Here is a 15,820-nt window from a genome sequence, read left to right as displayed (position 1 = left end):
AGTGTGAGCATAGATTTAAGTCAATTTTTTGAAGTTTTCTTTGAAGAGAGTTTTGAAGGCCTAGATACCATGGAGGCCGAGCTTTTAAATTTGGTGCCAGGTGAGGAAGACTTAGAAACTATAAACACGATTTTTAGAGCCGCACACTCAATAAAAGGCGGCAGTGGCACGTTTGGTTTTACCTCCGTTGCCGACTTTACTCACGTGCTTGAAACACTACTTGATCAAATACGCCAAGGGGAGCGTGAGCTAAGTACCGAGCATGTTAATTTACTTCTTAAAGCAGTTGACTGTTTACGAGGGTTGCTTGCTGCATTACAAAGCGAGCAAGAGCCTGATTTAAATGAAGCCAATGCATTACGCTTACAGTTTGAACAAGTGCTTGAAATAAATAGTGACGCAGAAGCATCTGTGCAACTAGCCGGTGCTAAAGATACCGGCAGTAATACTTACCAAATAGATTTTAAGCCGTACCAGCACCTTTTTAAAACCGGTAATGAGCCATTATTTATGATCAGCGAGCTGGCTGAGTTAGGCGAATTAGAAACACATGTATTTTATGATGAAGTACCCGATATAACAGAGTTGAGCAGCGATGAATGTTTTTTGCATTGGCGCTTTTTTTTAAATACAGCCAAAGATAAAAAAGCAATAAATGAGGTATTTGAGTGGGTAGAAGATGACGCAGATATAAGCATTGAGCTGTGTGGCGGCCTATTTACCGACGACCTACAAAGCAATAATGTTAAACAATCAGTTGTGAGCGATGAGTGTACTTCAAAAAATGAAGAGTCGAGCACTACTCAACCTACACCCGCTCCAGCAAAGCCTAAGGCTCAAAGTAATGATAAAAAGCCTGCAACGACGCCTGAGTCAACCTCAATAAGAGTAGGAATCGATAAGGTTGATTCGCTAATAAATATGGTTGGTGAGCTGGTTATTACCCAAGCCATGCTTAATCAGCTAAGTGAGCAAGAAATAACACCCGCCACAATTACCTCACTTCAAGAAGGGCTTGCACAACTTGCACATAACACTCGCGACTTACAAGAAAACGTTATGCGAATTCGTATGCTGCCGATTAACTTTGTTTTTAGTCGTTTTCCTCGCTTGGTTCGCGATATTGCACAAAAGCTCAATAAGCAGGTCGAGCTTAAGCTTATAGGTGAGCAAACGGAACTTGATAAAACGGTCATGGAAAAAATATCAGATCCTATGGTTCACTTGGTTAGAAATTCACTCGATCACGGCCTGGAAACTGTTGAGCAAAGAGTTGCAGCGGGGAAAGATCCTGTGGGCACTGTTACTTTAAATGCGTTTCATCAAGGCGGTAACATCGTTATTGAAATTATGGATGATGGCCAAGGACTCAATACTAAAAAAATTAGGGAAAAAGCGATTGCTAATGAGCTAATTACAGCCGATAGCATTTTAAGTGATGATGAAGTAAACGAACTAATTTTTATGCCTGGTTTTTCAACGATGGACGAGGTAAGTGACTTATCTGGTCGTGGTGTAGGGATGGATGTTGTTAAACGAAATATTCAGTCTTTAAATGGCTCTGTTGAGGTTACCTCAGCCCCAGGCGTTGGCTCTACATTTACGATACGTTTACCCCTTACACTCGCTATTTTAGATGGGCAGCTCGTTAAAGTAGCTAAGCATACTTACATTATTCCACTCATTTCTATTGTTGAATCACTGCAAATTGATATTACAAAAGTAAGCCGAGTAGGTAAAAACCTTGATGTACTTAGGCTGCGCGACGAATACATTCCAATTTTAAGATTATACGATATTTTTAATCATCAAAATGCCATTGAATCTTTAGATAAAACTCTCCTTGTTGTTGTTGAAACAGATAATCAAAAAGTGGGCTTACTTGTAGACGATTTACTCTCTCAGCAGCAAGTTGTTATTAAAAGCTTAGAGGCAAATTACCACAAGGTTGATGGTGTATCTGGCGCCACTATTTTAGGTGACGGGCGCGTGTCACTAATTGTAGATATAAGCGGTTTAATAAAGCTATCAGGCCTGAAAAAGCCAGGAAGCCAAGAGCTTATTATTGATCAGCATATAGCTGTGGAGGCTCAATGAACGCTGAAAAAAGCGAGCTAAATAATGCACTAAGCCTGCAGCAAGAGCAGGGAATCAAACAATTTTTAACCTTTATCATGGCTGATGAAGAATATGGCGTTGATATTTTAACTGTTCAAGAAATTCGTAGTTGGGAAGAAATAACCGAACTACCAAACTCTCCTGATTTTGTAAAAGGCGTAATTAATTTACGCGGCACAATAGTACCCATAATAGATTTACGGTTACGTTTTGGTCTTTCAAGTGCGGAATATGGCTCATTAACGGTTGTTATTGTTGTAAAAATTGAGTTTGAACAAGGCAGTAAAATTATGGGAATTGCGGTTGATGCGGTGTCTGATGTTTACAGCATTGCAGAGCAGGACGCAAAAGCAGTACCTAGTTTATCTGAGTCGAATAGCTGCGAGTACGTAGCTGGTTTGGTTAATGTGGGCGAGAAAATGATCGCATTAATCGATTTGCAAAAAACAATGAATATTTAGTTAGTCAAAACTAAATATAGTAATAAAAAATAACTTAAAGGTGGTGATGGGCATGGGGTGGTTTAGTAATCCAAAGCAGTCAAAATCCAGTAATGATTTAATTGTCGATGCGTTAAATAAATCATTAGCGGTGATTGAGTTTGAACCTAACGGACAAATAATTACTGCAAATTCTAATTTTTTAAGTGCAATGGGCTACAGGCTTGAAGAGGTCCAAGGCCAGCACCATTCTTTATTTGTAGACCCAGATGAGGCGCAAAGTAACGACTATAAAAACTTTTGGCAGCGTCTACGCAATGGTGAATTTATTTCTGATGAATTTAAACGCAACGCTAAAGGTAATAAAGAGGTTTGGATTCAAGCAACCTATAACCCCATTGTTGATGAGAGCGGCCAAATACTTAAAGTTGTAAAGTTTGCCACAGATATCACTAAGCAAAAGTTAGTAACGGCAGAAGCTGCTGGGCAAATTAATGCTATTAGTAAGTCTCAGGCAGTTATAGAGTTTAATTTAGATGGCACTATTATTGATGCCAATGATAACTTTTTAAATACCTTAGGCTATCAACTTAATGAAATAAAAGGTAAACATCATCGTTTATTTGTAGAACCTGAATACGCTAATAGTAATGAATATAAAGCATTTTGGGATAAGTTAGCGCAAGGCGAGTTTGATTCTGGCGAGTATTTAAGAATAGGTAAACAAGGACAAGAAGTTTGGATTCAAGCATCGTACAACCCTATTTACGATATGAACGGCAAACCATTCAAAGTTATAAAATACGCATCAGATATTACTGAGCAAAAAGAGCTAGAAAAAGCTTCTCGAAAAGCGGCCGATTTAGCCAGTGCATTAAAAGTATGTCAAGCAAATGTAATGATTGCAGATAAAGATCTTAATATAGTATTTGTGAATGATCGCGTTCATTCAATGCTTAAAGCCAGAGAGAAAGACTTGCAAACGGTATTACCTAATTTTGCTGTAGATAGCTTAATTGGTACATGCGTTGATGATTTTCATAAACACCCATCACATCAGCGTGACTTATTAAAAAATTTAGAACAACCGCATAAAGCAGAGCTAAGATTAGCGGGGCTTATATTTACCCTTATTGCCTCTCCTTGGGTAAGCCATGAAGGAGAGCGCTTAGGAACTATTGTTGAGTGGGAAGATATAACGCAAAGTGTTGCAAAAGCAGAGCAAGAACGCAGCGAAGCCCAAGAAAATCTACGTGTACGCCAAGCGCTTGATACCGTTGCAACTAATACCATGATTGCTGATGCATCAAACGTTATTGTTTATATGAATCAAGCCGTTAAAAATATGATGAGTGCAGCAGAAAATGATTTACGCAAAGATCTGCCTAATTTCGACAGTACAAACTTACTTAAACAAAATATTGATATTTTTCATAAAAACCCTGCACATCAGCAAAGCCTACTTGATAAGTTAACAACTACTTACAAAGCAGAAATACTTGTTGGTGGACGTACATTTGGCTTGGTAGCTAACCCTATTTTGACTCCCGAAAACGAACGCATAGGCACAGTGGTTGAGTGGGAAGATAGAACTGATGAAGTGGCTATTGAAAAAGAGATTGCAGAACTCATTGTAGCCGCTGGAAATGGGGAGCTGGATACGCGAGTAATTGAAGCTGATAAAAGCGGATTTTTCTTACGTTTAGCGAAAGGGTTAAATAGCCTAGTTAAAATTGTTGATGATGCAGTTGCTGATACCGCAAATATGCTTGATGCGATGGCAAGTGGTGATTTATCAAAACGTATAGAAAGTGAGTACAAAGGCTCATTTGATAAGCTAAAACGCGATGCAAATACAACCGCAGATAAACTAACGGAAGTAATCAATCGCATAAATTCTTCAGCAACACTTGTAGCAAGTGGTGCAGAGGAAATATCACAAGGGAATGCTGATTTAAGTCAACGTACTGAAGAGCAAGCTTCGTCACTTGAAGAAACAGCATCGAGTATGGAAGAAATGACCAGCACAGTTCGCCAAAATGCCGATAACGCAAAAGTAGCGAACGATTTAGCAGAAGAGACTTGTGAAAAGGCAATACAAGGCGGCGAGGTTGTAAACCGCGCTGTGACTAGCATGTCGGCAATAAACGAGTCGAGTAAAAAAATCGCAGACATTATTGGTGTGATTGACGAAATTGCATTTCAAACTAATTTGTTAGCACTTAACGCTGCCGTTGAGGCAGCAAGAGCGGGCGAGCAAGGCCGTGGTTTTGCCGTAGTGGCAGGTGAAGTTCGTAACTTAGCACAGCGCTCAGCAGGGGCCGCTAAAGAAATTAAAGAGTTAATAAGAGATAGTGTAGGGAAAGTCGCCGATGGGTCTCAGTTAGTTAATGAGTCAGGTGCAACACTTAAAGAAATTGTTGTTTCAGTACAGCGTGTTACGCAAATGATTTCTGATATTACCGAAGCATCAGAGGAGCAAAGCGCAGGTATTGAGCAAGTGAACAAAGCTATTTCTCAAATGGATGAAATGACTCAACAAAACGCTGCACTTGTAGAAGAGGCATCTGCAGCTGGTGAGTCTATGGCCGAGCAAGCAAACGAAATGCGCAGACTCCTTCACTTCTTTTCGTTAGGGCAGCAAGACATACCATTGGTGTCATCAACCATGAGTACGCCTGCTTTAACACAGCAACCGCAAAGTAGCTTTAGCCGAAGTAAACCACGAGGCGAAAACTTTGTAGATTCGGCTGAAGAGTGGGAGGAGTTTTAGTAAATAACCTGAGCTTTGATTAAGGGATTTATTATTCAAAGCGCTTGTTAAATATACTTAGCTTAGCGTAATTAATTGCGCTAAGCGCCGCTTGTTCTGTATTTGAGAGTAGCCAATGAAAGAGTTTTTATTTACTGAGCGCGACTTTAAAGAAATTGCCGCTTTAGTGTATAACGCATGCGGTATTGTGCTTGGTGAGCATAAGCGTGAAATGGTGTACTCACGTATTGCACGGCGCATACGAGAAAGAAAACTAACAGATTTTAGTACTTATTTAGCTTATTTAAATAGCCATAAAGATCAGGAGTTTGATGCATTTATTAATGCGTTAACAACTAACTTAACTTCATTTTTTCGTGAATCCCATCACTTTGATTATCTAAAAAAACAATTAGTCCCCGCTTTGTTAGTACAAAATAAAAACAGTCGACGAGTACGAATTTGGTCGGCTGGATGCTCAACAGGAGAAGAGCCATATAGCCTAGCAATGGCGTTACATGAGTTATTTCCTAGCAACTGGGACGTTAAGATTTTAGCGACAGACCTAGACTCTAATGTACTTAAAAAAGCACATACAGGTGTCTATAGCGCGGCTAATGTAAATGGGTTAGATGATGCGTTGTTAAAGCGTTGGTTTTTAAAAAGTAAAGATGGCGAAAGCTATAAGGTTAAACCAAAGCTACAGCAGTTAATTTCTTTTAAACGCTTAAATTTATTACAAGATTGGCCAATGAAAGGGCCCTTTGATTTAATTTTATGCCGTAACGTTGTTATTTACTTTGATAAAGACACTAAAGATTTATTATTTAAACGTTATGCAAAAATACTCGCTCCACATGGGCATTTATTTTTAGGTCACTCAGAAACCATGGGCAAAGAGCATACTGAGTTTAAAAATTTAGGCAAAACTATGTACCAAAAGGCCGCCGATGCACGCACAGTTTAAAGGGGTTCTTCCTGGGTTTGAGCATATAAAGCGTTATTGGGACTCTGGGCGAGAAAGCGTGGTCGCTAAAATTTTACCGGGTGAGTTTTATGTATCAAAAAATAATGAACTGATATCAACCGTTTTAGGCTCTTGTATTGCGGCATGTGTATACGATGAAAAATTAGGAATTGGTGGCGTTAATCACTTTATGTTGCCGGTAAAAAAAGGTGAGCATGTAGAAGGTGCGCATAGCTTAAGCGGGCGATACGGCAATTGGGCTATGGAGTATTTAATTAACGAAGTACTCAAAAATGGCGGATCACGCAAAAATTTAAAAATTAAACTCTTTGGTGGCGGGCGAATAATAAGTGCGATGACAGATATTGGGTTGGGTAATATAAGTTTTGCGAATGCCTACATAAAAGAAGAAGCGCTTAATTTAGTTGCTCATGATATGGGTGGACCTTGGCCTAGGAAAATTTTTTTTCATCCGCATACTGGTAAAGTGCACGTAAAAAAACTTAAAAATCTTCATAACAATACAATTGAAAAACGCGAAGTTAAATACTTACAAAATCTTCAACAGCAAGATAAAAAAACAGATATTGAACTGTTTTAGGGGTGCATATGATAAAAGTATTAATAATTGATGACTCTCCATTAATTAGGCAGTTACTTACCGAGATTTTAGGCCAAGCTAACGACATAAAAGTTGTAGGTTGTGCTGAGGATCCTTACGAAGCGCGGGAAATGATAAAAAAGCTTAACCCTGATGTGCTGACTCTTGATGTTGAAATGCCAAAAATGGATGGTATTAGTTTTTTAAAAAATTTAATGCGGCTCAGGCCAATGCCCGTAGTGATGATTTCTACTTTAACAAAAAAAGGTTCACCTATTACGTTAGAGGCATTAGAGCTCGGTGCAGTAGATTTTATAGCTAAACCCACCGTTAATGTTAAAGAACACATGAGCCATTACAGTGCTTTAGTACAACAAAAAGTAAGAGTCGCTGCAGGTGCAAGGGTAAGAGGTTTTAAAAAGCCTATATCTAATGAGCCTATTGCAGCTAACACGCAGTTTTTGTTGAACAAGGTCATTGCAATAGGAGCATCTACCGGTGGTACAGAGGCTATTAAAGAGGTGTTAATTAAAATGCCAAAAAACTGCCCACCCATTGTTATTACGCAGCATATCCCTCCAGGCTTTAGTGCTTCTTTTGCGCAAAGAATGGATCGTACATGCACCATAAATGTGAAAGAAGCAGAACAAGGGGATAAGCTAACAGCAGGCAACGCCTATATTGCTCCTGGTGGATTACACTTGAGTATTGTTAAGCGAGGGGTGGGTTTATATTGCCAGCTTGATGATAACGAGCCCGTAAATAGGCATAAACCTGCGGTAGATGTTTTATTTAACTCATTAATACAAACAGGTGCAAAAAACGTAGTTGCGGCAATACTCACTGGCATGGGAAGTGATGGTGCGAAAGGCTTACTTGGTTTAAAGCAAAGCGGGGCATATACAATGGCGCAAGATGAGTATTCATCGGTTGTGTGGGGAATGCCTAAGGCAGCAATTGATATTGGGGCTGAAAACGAAGTCGTAGCGCTAGATAAAGTTACCCAGCGCCTTTTAAGCCAAGCTATTAAGGTTTAGCGTTTTCGATAACCCATGGTTGTGAAAACCAAAAGTAACTTCCTGGGTTTGAAATAGAAGGCGCAGTACAATTAAAGCGTGAACGGCCTTTATTAAGTACTTTTGGTGAGGTTATTTCTACTGTGCTTTCACTGATCCAGTTTAAATCTGCTTGGCCTACGCTTGATACGTAACAAGCAAATTGGCTTTTATGAAAATCACCCATATTAAACGTCACCGTAAGCATAGGTGGGTTTTGCTCTGTCACGCTGTCTTTGTAAGTTAGTTTAGTAATATTAAAAGCTCGTGAATTAAGCTTAGTAATAAGTGTTTCTAATTTACTATAAAAACCAGATGCCGGAAAACGCGGTAAACGGCTAAAGTTAGAATCTTTATTTACCGCCCCTGAGTGCTGGCCAATACCAATAAAGCCGAGCTCTGTTACCAGTGCTTGTAGCTCGTTATTAAACTCACCATACGGATAGGCTAAGTATTTATAATCTTGTCCGGTTTCTTCTTTTATGCGTTTTTGCGAATCTAGAATGTCTTTTTTAATACGAGAGCGCCACTGAGCATTTGTTTCGTTTTCAAGCTTGCGATGTAAGTAATCGTGTTGCCCACTGTGATTAGCAATCAAAGCGCCTTTTTTAGCGAGTTCTCTTAGTTTATCCCAACCCATAACGTAGCTCATGCCTTCATCTATTAATTTTGGGTTTACAAAAATAGTGTATGGGTAGCCAAACTTTTCTAAAATAGGCGCTGCTTGTTCGTAGTTATTGTTGTAGCCATCATCAAAAGTAATGGCAACGGTTTTATCGGGCAGGGTTTCACCTTGCTCTAGAGCACTAATCAACTCATTAAGCGCAATAACCTTAAAGTCATGCTCTTTTAAATAACTCAAATGCTTAGTAAATGTATTTGCACTAACGCTTGTTACAGCGGGTAGAGTTTCGCTAACATGATGATACTGTAAAATTACGGCTGCTTGAGCACGTACAGATACACTAATGAGGATAAATAATACTAAATGAAACAATTTCTTATACATAATAAGGCACACCATAAAAGCTTGCTGTTGTTAGCGGGTCCGATGATACTATCAAATATCACAGTGCCATTGTTAGGAATTGTTGATACCGCCGTAATAGGCCACTTAGGTAGCGCTCATTACTTAGCGGGTATTGCCTTAGGCTCCGCTGTTATTTCTATTTTATTCTGGCTCGCTGGTTTTTTAAGAATGAGTACCACGGGACTGGTTGCTCAAGCATATGGAAAAAACGATTTAACTCAGCTTGCTGCTTTACTTAAACGAAGCTTATTGCTTGCAAGTGCAGTTGCTGTGTTATTAATTGTGTTATCCCCCTTAATAAAACACGCTATAGCTTATCTTTCAGCTGCGCATAACGATGTACTTATTCAAGCCTATCAGTACTTTAGCATTCGAATTTTTAGTGCTCCAGCAGCATTATGTAATTTAGTGTTACTCGGTTGGATGCTTGGTGTGCACTATGGCAGAGGGCCATTTTATCTTTTATTAGTGACTAATATAACTAATATCGTGCTTGATATTTACTTTGTTGTGTACTTAGATTGGGCGGTTGCAGGGGCTGCGTGGGCATCACTTATTGCCGATTATACTGCTTTAGCATTTGCCTTAATTTTGGTTGTAAAACTAGCCAAAAAACAAGGGATCGAATTAAGCACGCCGCATTGGCTTAGTATTAGCAAAATGGCTGAGTTACTAAGTTTAAACCGCGATATATTTATTCGCTCTTTAATACTGCAAGTATGTTTTAGCTTTATGACATTTTACGCGGCGCGTATTGGCGAAACCACATTAGCGGCCAATGCTGTTTTACTCAACTTTTTAATGTTGGTGAGCTTTGCCCTAGATGGAATTGCGTATGCCGCAGAGGCAAAGGTAGGGCAGGCGAAGGGCCAACAAAGCGTTAAAAAAATAAGGATGTGGGTTAAAATTAGTGTATTTTGGGGAATGCTTTTTGGCATTTTATACAGTGCCTTTTTTGCATTATTTGGCAGCACTATAATCAAGCTTTTAACTAATGTACCAGAAGTAATACAAGAGGCTACTCACTATTTACCTTGGGTAATTGTATTGCCTATTTTAGCGATGAGCTGCTTTTTGTTTGACGGCGTATTTGTAGGCTTAACACGAGCTAAAAATATGCGTAACAGTATGATACTTTCTGCTGGAGTAGGTTTTTATGGTGTGTTTTGGGTATTTATTGATTGGCAAAACAATGGACTATGGCTTGCAATGAGCTGCTTTATGTTAATGCGTGGAGTTACATTAATTATTAAGTATCAGCGCTTAAAAGCAAATAATCAACTGTTGGATTAAGCTTACTTCCACAGGTCAGGGTCGTGATTTTTAGGCCCCATATCTTTTAAAACCTGAGAAAAGCGATTGGCAAAAATACCGCTATAGCCCCAAGCAGCAAAGAAAAGTGCAGGGGTTAAAATAACAATGCCGATAATTTGTAAACTGAAGTGGGTATAGTACCCAATAGATATAAAAATCACGGCTAGCACAAACAGTGCTAAGCCGCGAAAAAAGCGCTTTAAGCTCAGCTTAGGATTGCTTCCTAAGCGATAAATAAGCTGCTTTAGCATCAATAGTGCTTAATAGTAAGAGTGATCGCCTGCTTGGTGCTCTGTAATATCGGCAACACCAGTGATTTCTTCAAACTTAGCTATCATCTCTTTTTCGATGCCTTCTTTTAGCGTTACATCGATCATAGAGCACCCATTACAACCACCTCCAAACTGAAGTACAGCAATACCTGCGGCTGTAATTTCAACAAGGCTTACTTGACCACCATGGTTAGCAAGTTGTGGGTTTACTTCTGTTTCAAGCATGTGTTGTACACGTTCGTTTAATGTAGCGTCTTCGCCAATTTTACGTGCTTTAGCATTAGGTGCTTTTAGCGTTAATTGAGTGCCCATTTTGTCGGTAACAAAATCAATTTCAGCTTCTTCTAAAAAAGGTGCACTTTCTGTATCTACAACGGCATCAAAACCATTAAAGTTTAAGCGAATGTCACTGTCTTCAACAGCGTCTTCTGGACAATAAGAAACACCACACTCCGCTTGTGATGTACCAGGGTTTACAACAAACACACGAATATTGGTTTGCTGTGATTGATCTGCTAAAAGTTTAGCAAAATGCGCTTGTGCTGTTTCGGAAATAGAAATCATAAAACCGTCTATACTTGACTAAATTACTCGGATACTGCATATCATACTCCGCTCATCGTGTTGCGGCTAGTGTTGAGCGTAAAAAGTTGGCATCTATTTTAAGCAATGCTAGCGTGCAAATAACAAACATTTTTAGAGTGATTTATATGCGGTGGATAATAACAATAATGGTGGCAATGCTTAGCTTTTCAAGTATGGCAAAACCACTTTCGTACTATTTTGAACAAGATGTAAAATTTGACCCAGCAATTCCTACGCCTGAACAAGTGCTTGGTTATGAAGTTGGGCAATGGCATGTAAGGCACGACCAACTCGTGCGTTATATGGAAATACTTGCTGATAAAAGCGATAGAATAAATTTTGAAGTTATTGGCCGTACACATGAGCAGCGCCCGCTAGTTATGCTAACCATTACTGCCGCTGATAAGCTCACAAAAATAGAGCAAATTCGTCAAGATCATTTAGCACGCCTAGATAATAAAACAAGCAACAAAACAAATTCACAAGTGCCACCTAGCGTTGTATGGATGGGCTACAGTGTGCATGGTAACGAGTCATCTGGTAGTAATTCAGCTTTGCTGGTGGCTTATTATTTAGCAGCCGCACAAGGTGCTGAAATAGAAGAGTTACTAAACAGTACCGTTATTTTACTCGACCCTTCGCTTAACCCCGACGGCTTAGCTCGTTTTGCTAATTGGGCAAACAGCAACCGAGGTATGAACTTATCGAGCGATCCTAAAACCCGTGAACATGTTGAAGGTTGGCCTAGTAGCCGCACTAATCATTACTGGTTTGATTTAAACCGCGATTGGCTATTACTACAGCACCCAGAATCACGTGCGCGTATTGCAAAGTTTCATACTTGGAAGCCTAATATTTTAACCGATTTTCATGAAATGGGGCCTAACAGTAGCTACTTTTTTCAGCCGGGTATTCCTAGTCGTAAGCACCCAATAACACCGGATGAAAATGTTAGTTTAACTAAAGCCATCGCAAACTATCATGCAAAAACACTTGATGAAAATAACGCACTTTATTTTACAGAAGAAAGCTTTGACGATTTTTATTACGGAAAAGGTTCAACCTACCCCGATGTAAACGGCGGTGTAGGTATTTTATTTGAACAAGCCAGCTCGCGCGGGCATGTACAAGAAACCATAAACGGTACGCTTACTTTTCCTTTTACTATTAAAAATCAGCTTTTAACGAGTCTATCGACCTTTAAAGCAGCTGTAGATAACCGCGTGGCATTACTTGAGTACCAAGCTCAGTTTTATAATCAAGCAATTGATTTAGCAAAAGAAGAGAGCTTTGAAGGCTACGTAGTTGAAGGTGAAAAAGACAACACCCGCATTAAGCACTTTTTAGGGCTGTTAAAGCAGCACCAAATAGATGCGTTTGCACTAACAAAACCACTTAAAGCCAAAGGTAAAAATTTTACCACTAATAGCTATTTTATACCTTTAGCTCAACCACAATATCGTTTAATAAAAGCTATTTTTAGCGAGCAAAAAAACTTTGCCGACAATACATTTTACGATGTGTCTGGGTGGACGCTTGCTCATGCATTTAATTTACCGTTTGCTGAAGTAAAAAGTAGCTGGGGCTTAAAAATTGCTAATACAGCATGGAAAAAAGCAGTTAAACCTTCTTTTGCTGCATTAAAACAAGGCTATGCGTTTGGTTTTTCGTGGGATGACTACCTAGCGCCAAAAATGCTAAATAGTCTTTTAAAGCAAGGCATAAAAGCGCGTGTTGCATTAAGCCCATTAAAAGCTAAAACACCTTCAGGCGAAGTGAAATTTGATTCGGGCAGTATTATTGTACCAGCAGGGCTGCAAACAAATAAAGACTGGGTTAGCCTGTTAAACAATGCACAAAATGAGTTTGGCATCGCTATTAAACCTATTACTTCAGGCCTTACAAGCGAAGGCGCAGATTTAGGCTCTCGTACAATGGCAGTAGTGAACGAGCCAAAAGTGTTGTTAATAGGCGGAAAAGGCATAAGCCAATACGAAGCGGGAGAAGTATGGTATTACCTAGACCGTTTTGTAGGTGTGGCGCCAACTATAGTAGAAATGCAGCGTTTAAGTACTGTTGAGCTCAGTAATTACAGCCATATAGTATTGGCTCATGGTAACTACAGCAGTCTCTCAGATGCCGAAAAAGTAGCTATAAAAACATGGGTAAGAAAAGGCGGTGTTATTTGGGGCCACAAAGGTGGCGCAAAATTTTTAGCTGATCAGCAATTATTAAAAGCCAGCTACTTATCGCGTCAAGATGTAGCAAGTGCGTTTAATACGCAAGGGTTAAACTACGCAGATAAAGATCACCTCGCTGGGCGTCAACGTATTGCGGGAGCTATTTTTAATACAAATGTTGATTTAACACACCCACTTACTTTTTCGCTCAAGCGCGAAACACTGCCTGTATTTAAAAATAGCACTTGGTTGCTCGAAGCTTCACAGGCGCCATTTGTAAATATACTCACCTATACCAAAAAGCCTTTACTAGCTGGTTTTACCGATGCTGTAAATGTAGAGCAAGTTGCAGGTGGTGCAGGGCTAATAGCACATTCATACGGGCGCGGTACTGTTATTGGCATGACCGATGACCCTGTGTTTAGAGGGTACTGGTATGGTACAAGCCGCTTACTTAGTAACGCTTTGTTTTTTGGTCATACCTTTAGAGTTAATGGCGGCTAATACTATTTATATTTAAAACAGGCTGTTAAGGCCTGTTTTAAGCCACAGAGTTTTATACATTTGTGGTTAGTTTTAAATATGACATTTCTATGAATTTACAATACAGATGCATTTTAGTCCGTCATTTTAATTTACTATCTACCCTCTTTTAAAAAGCATTATCGCTATAGGTTTAATTATGGTTTCCAGAAGACAGTTTCTTTTAAGTGCAGGTACGCTTGCATTTATCGGCCTTTCTAAAAGCGCATTTGGTAAAGTTACTTTAGCTAACTTAGTAGATAGCGTATATGCATACGGTGGTTTAATTCCTGATACAAAAAAACTACTCGATTTACCTGCTGGTTTTAGCTACAAGGTTATTTCTCAATTGGGCGATACTATGGATGATGGCTTAAATGTACCAGATAAGGCCGATGGCATGGGCTGTATTGCACTTGACGATGACACTGTAGCGTTAGTTCGTAACCATGAACTTTCACCTAAAAATATTAAGCACGCAGCAACTAGTATTCAATCGCATAAAACACCGTTAGCGTATGATGAATTTGAAGATGGCGTGGCGTTACCTGGTGGCACGAGCCATATAATTTACAATATTAAAGAGCATAAAAAAGAGCAAGAATACTTATCCTTATGTGGAACAATACGCAATTGCTCTGGTGGTATTACTCCATGGGGTAGTTGGCTTACTTGTGAAGAAACAGTCGCTAGTCAGGTCGATGGATTAGGCAAATCTCATGGTTATATATTTGAAGTACCTGCTAAGGCAAAAGGTTTGGTAAAACCAGAACCACTTGTTGCAATGGGCCGATTTAATCATGAGGCCGTTGCAATAGATCCACGTACAGGCATTGTTTATCTTACTGAGGATAGGGGTGATAGTTTATTTTATCGTTTTATTCCTAATGAATATGGCAAACTTAATAAAGGTGGCCAGTTGCAGGCTATGGTCATTAAAAAACACGCTCAGTTTGATACCCGAAATTGGAGTGAAACTGCAATGCTTAAACACACAAAAATGGAAGTTGAGTGGATTGACTTAGATGATCCACAGAGCCTAAAAGATGATTTAAGAATAAGAGGTTACAAACAAGGAGCTGCACTGTTTGCCCGTGGAGAAGGTATACACTGGGGCAATAACGAGCTTTATTTTTGCTGCACTAACGGCGGTAAAAAGCAGCTTGGCCAAGTAATGAAATATCAGCCATCGGAATTTGAAGGTGCTAATAATGAAAGTTCTTCACCAGGTAAAATAGAATTATTTGTAGAAAGCGAAGACGAGTCATTATTTAACTTTGGTGATAACCTAACTGTTGCACCTAATGGACACCTTATTGTTTGTGAAGACCAATATACAGATATAGTAGATAACCATTTACGCGGTGTTACACCCACCGGAGAGGTGTATACGTTTGCGCGTTTAGCTGAGCAAACAGAACTTGCCGGCGCTTGTTTTTCACCCGACGGAACTACTTTATTTGTAAATGTATACTCACCAACTAAAACGCTCGCCATTACTGGGCCTTGGGCTAGCTTTAAAGCATAGCTATACAACCTGTTAAGTGCCTATATTTATAATGCTTAACAGGTTTATTGTGCGTATAAATAATAAATTATTCTATCGACACACCTTATAGTAACGTTATAGTATATCCATTATGCAAGCATCTGTTTTACATTCACTTAGAAACCACAAAGCACTATTAAACTACAGTGCGGTGTTTTTTTTGTTGTTCAGTGTTTTTTCTGTATGGCACGATACTGCACATGCCTTAAAAACTGAGCAAGAATGTGAGCTGTGCTTAAGCTCCCTTGATTTAGAACATTCTATACCTGCCAAAGTAAGCCTGTTTGCGCTAAGCACAGATAATTTTTCTGCAATACAATTTAGTAGTCAGCACTTTTACAGTGAATTTGTGGCTATTGCAGGAAACAGAGACCCTCCAACTGTTATCTTAAATTAACCAGATCTCTATTTAAGCGACTTCTAACCAATTAAAGT

13 protein-coding genes are annotated in these 15,820 nt (G+C 39.3%); 10 read left to right on the top strand and 3 right to left on the bottom strand.

Annotated features, from left to right (window positions below):
* Positions 1–3 precede the first annotated feature (3 nt).
* From ATS74_RS05545 to ATS74_RS05520, 6 genes are all read left to right on the top strand, one after another.
* Positions 4–2,097 carry a chemotaxis protein CheA gene (locus tag ATS74_RS05545; protein WP_058547941.1) on the top strand — a complete coding sequence of 698 codons (2,094 nt, stop codon included), beginning with the start codon at positions 4–6 and terminating at the stop codon, positions 2,095–2,097.
* On the top strand, positions 2,094–2,579 hold the full coding sequence (locus ATS74_RS05540) for a chemotaxis protein CheW (RefSeq protein WP_058547940.1): 486 nt from the start codon (positions 2,094–2,096) through the stop codon (positions 2,577–2,579). Before ATS74_RS05545 ends, ATS74_RS05540 begins: the two co-directional genes overlap by 4 nt.
* 52 nt (positions 2,580–2,631) lie before the next feature.
* Positions 2,632–5,331: a methyl-accepting chemotaxis protein gene (locus ATS74_RS05535; RefSeq protein WP_058547992.1), complete on the top strand. Its 2,700-nt coding sequence runs from the start codon at positions 2,632–2,634 to the stop codon at positions 5,329–5,331.
* Between the two features lie 115 nt (positions 5,332–5,446).
* A complete protein-coding gene (locus tag ATS74_RS05530; RefSeq protein WP_058547939.1) occupies positions 5,447–6,277 on the top strand; it encodes a CheR family methyltransferase in 831 nt (276 codons plus the stop codon).
* Positions 6,261–6,878 carry a chemoreceptor glutamine deamidase CheD gene (gene cheD, locus ATS74_RS05525; RefSeq protein WP_058547938.1) on the top strand — a complete coding sequence of 206 codons (618 nt, stop codon included), beginning with the start codon at positions 6,261–6,263 and terminating at the stop codon, positions 6,876–6,878. Before ATS74_RS05530 ends, cheD begins: the two co-directional genes overlap by 17 nt.
* Before the next feature lie 8 nt (positions 6,879–6,886).
* The gene (locus ATS74_RS05520) at positions 6,887–7,915 is read left to right on the top strand and encodes a protein-glutamate methylesterase/protein-glutamine glutaminase (protein ID WP_058547937.1); all 1,029 of its coding nucleotides are present in this window, start codon (positions 6,887–6,889) and stop codon (positions 7,913–7,915) included.
* On the opposite strand, the gene ATS74_RS05515 is transcribed toward ATS74_RS05520, so the two are convergent.
* A complete protein-coding gene (locus ATS74_RS05515; RefSeq protein WP_058547991.1) occupies positions 7,905–8,942 on the bottom strand; it encodes a polysaccharide deacetylase family protein in 1,038 nt (345 codons plus the stop codon). The two genes, ATS74_RS05520 and ATS74_RS05515, sit on opposite strands and share 11 nt — an antisense overlap.
* Here ATS74_RS05515 and ATS74_RS05510 point away from each other — a divergent pair.
* Entirely contained in the window at positions 8,922–10,256 is a 1,335-nt protein-coding gene (locus tag ATS74_RS05510) for an MATE family efflux transporter (protein WP_201023021.1), read from the top strand. The genes ATS74_RS05515 and ATS74_RS05510 overlap by 21 nt on opposite strands.
* A gap of 2 nt (positions 10,257–10,258) precedes the next feature.
* Here ATS74_RS05510 and ATS74_RS05505 read toward each other — a convergent pair whose 3' ends face one another.
* On the bottom strand, positions 10,259–10,528 hold the full coding sequence (locus ATS74_RS05505) for a hypothetical protein (RefSeq protein ID WP_058547935.1): 270 nt from the start codon (positions 10,526–10,528) through the stop codon (positions 10,259–10,261).
* Positions 10,529–10,537: 9 nt separating this feature from the next.
* Complete coding sequence (gene nfuA / locus ATS74_RS05500; protein WP_058547934.1) at positions 10,538–11,113, bottom strand: Fe-S biogenesis protein NfuA; 576 nt, start codon at positions 11,111–11,113, stop codon at positions 10,538–10,540.
* A 146-nt stretch (positions 11,114–11,259) separates the two neighbouring features.
* Between nfuA and ATS74_RS05495 the strand changes: the two genes are divergently transcribed.
* From ATS74_RS05495 to ATS74_RS05485, 3 genes are all read left to right on the top strand, one after another.
* Positions 11,260–13,818 carry a M14 metallopeptidase family protein gene (locus ATS74_RS05495; protein ID WP_058547990.1) on the top strand — a complete coding sequence of 853 codons (2,559 nt, stop codon included), beginning with the start codon at positions 11,260–11,262 and terminating at the stop codon, positions 13,816–13,818.
* A gap of 178 nt (positions 13,819–13,996) precedes the next feature.
* Positions 13,997–15,364: an alkaline phosphatase PhoX gene (locus tag ATS74_RS05490; protein WP_058547933.1), complete on the top strand. Its 1,368-nt coding sequence runs from the start codon at positions 13,997–13,999 to the stop codon at positions 15,362–15,364.
* Positions 15,365–15,476: 112 nt separating this feature from the next.
* Positions 15,477–15,782, top strand: coding sequence for a hypothetical protein (locus ATS74_RS05485; RefSeq protein ID WP_058547932.1), 306 nt, complete (start codon positions 15,477–15,479; stop codon positions 15,780–15,782).
* Positions 15,783–15,820 lie beyond the last annotated feature (38 nt).

This window comes from Pseudoalteromonas sp. H103 (assembly GCF_001469205.1).
Taxonomy (GTDB): domain Bacteria; phylum Pseudomonadota; class Gammaproteobacteria; order Enterobacterales; family Alteromonadaceae; genus Pseudoalteromonas; species Pseudoalteromonas carrageenovora.
The sequence above is the reverse complement of the archived record's forward strand: the minus strand, read 5'-3'. Positions and strand labels throughout refer to the sequence as shown.

Bases quoted from the DNA above. Each gene is read 5' to 3' on its own strand.
- nfuA (WP_058547934.1), bottom strand. From the start codon at position 11,113: ATGATTTCTATTTCCGAAACAGCACAAGCGCATTTTGCTAAACTTTTA.
- ATS74_RS05505 (WP_058547935.1), bottom strand. From the start codon at position 10,528: ATGCTAAAGCAGCTTATTTATCGCTTAGGAAGCAATCCTAAGCTGAGC.
- ATS74_RS05515 (WP_058547991.1), bottom strand. From the start codon at position 8,942: ATGTATAAGAAATTGTTTCATTTAGTATTATTTATCCTCATTAGTGTA.
- ATS74_RS05530 (WP_058547939.1), top strand. From the start codon at position 5,447: ATGAAAGAGTTTTTATTTACTGAGCGCGACTTTAAAGAAATTGCCGCT.
- ATS74_RS05535 (WP_058547992.1), top strand. From the start codon at position 2,632: ATGGGGTGGTTTAGTAATCCAAAGCAGTCAAAATCCAGTAATGATTTA.
- ATS74_RS05520 (WP_058547937.1), top strand. From the start codon at position 6,887: ATGATAAAAGTATTAATAATTGATGACTCTCCATTAATTAGGCAGTTA.
- ATS74_RS05510 (WP_201023021.1), top strand. From the start codon at position 8,922: ATGAAACAATTTCTTATACATAATAAGGCACACCATAAAAGCTTGCTG.
- ATS74_RS05485 (WP_058547932.1), top strand. From the start codon at position 15,477: ATGCAAGCATCTGTTTTACATTCACTTAGAAACCACAAAGCACTATTA.
- cheD (WP_058547938.1), top strand. From the start codon at position 6,261: ATGCACGCACAGTTTAAAGGGGTTCTTCCTGGGTTTGAGCATATAAAG.
- ATS74_RS05490 (WP_058547933.1), top strand. From the start codon at position 13,997: ATGGTTTCCAGAAGACAGTTTCTTTTAAGTGCAGGTACGCTTGCATTT.
- ATS74_RS05495 (WP_058547990.1), top strand. From the start codon at position 11,260: ATGCGGTGGATAATAACAATAATGGTGGCAATGCTTAGCTTTTCAAGT.
- ATS74_RS05540 (WP_058547940.1), top strand. From the start codon at position 2,094: ATGAACGCTGAAAAAAGCGAGCTAAATAATGCACTAAGCCTGCAGCAA.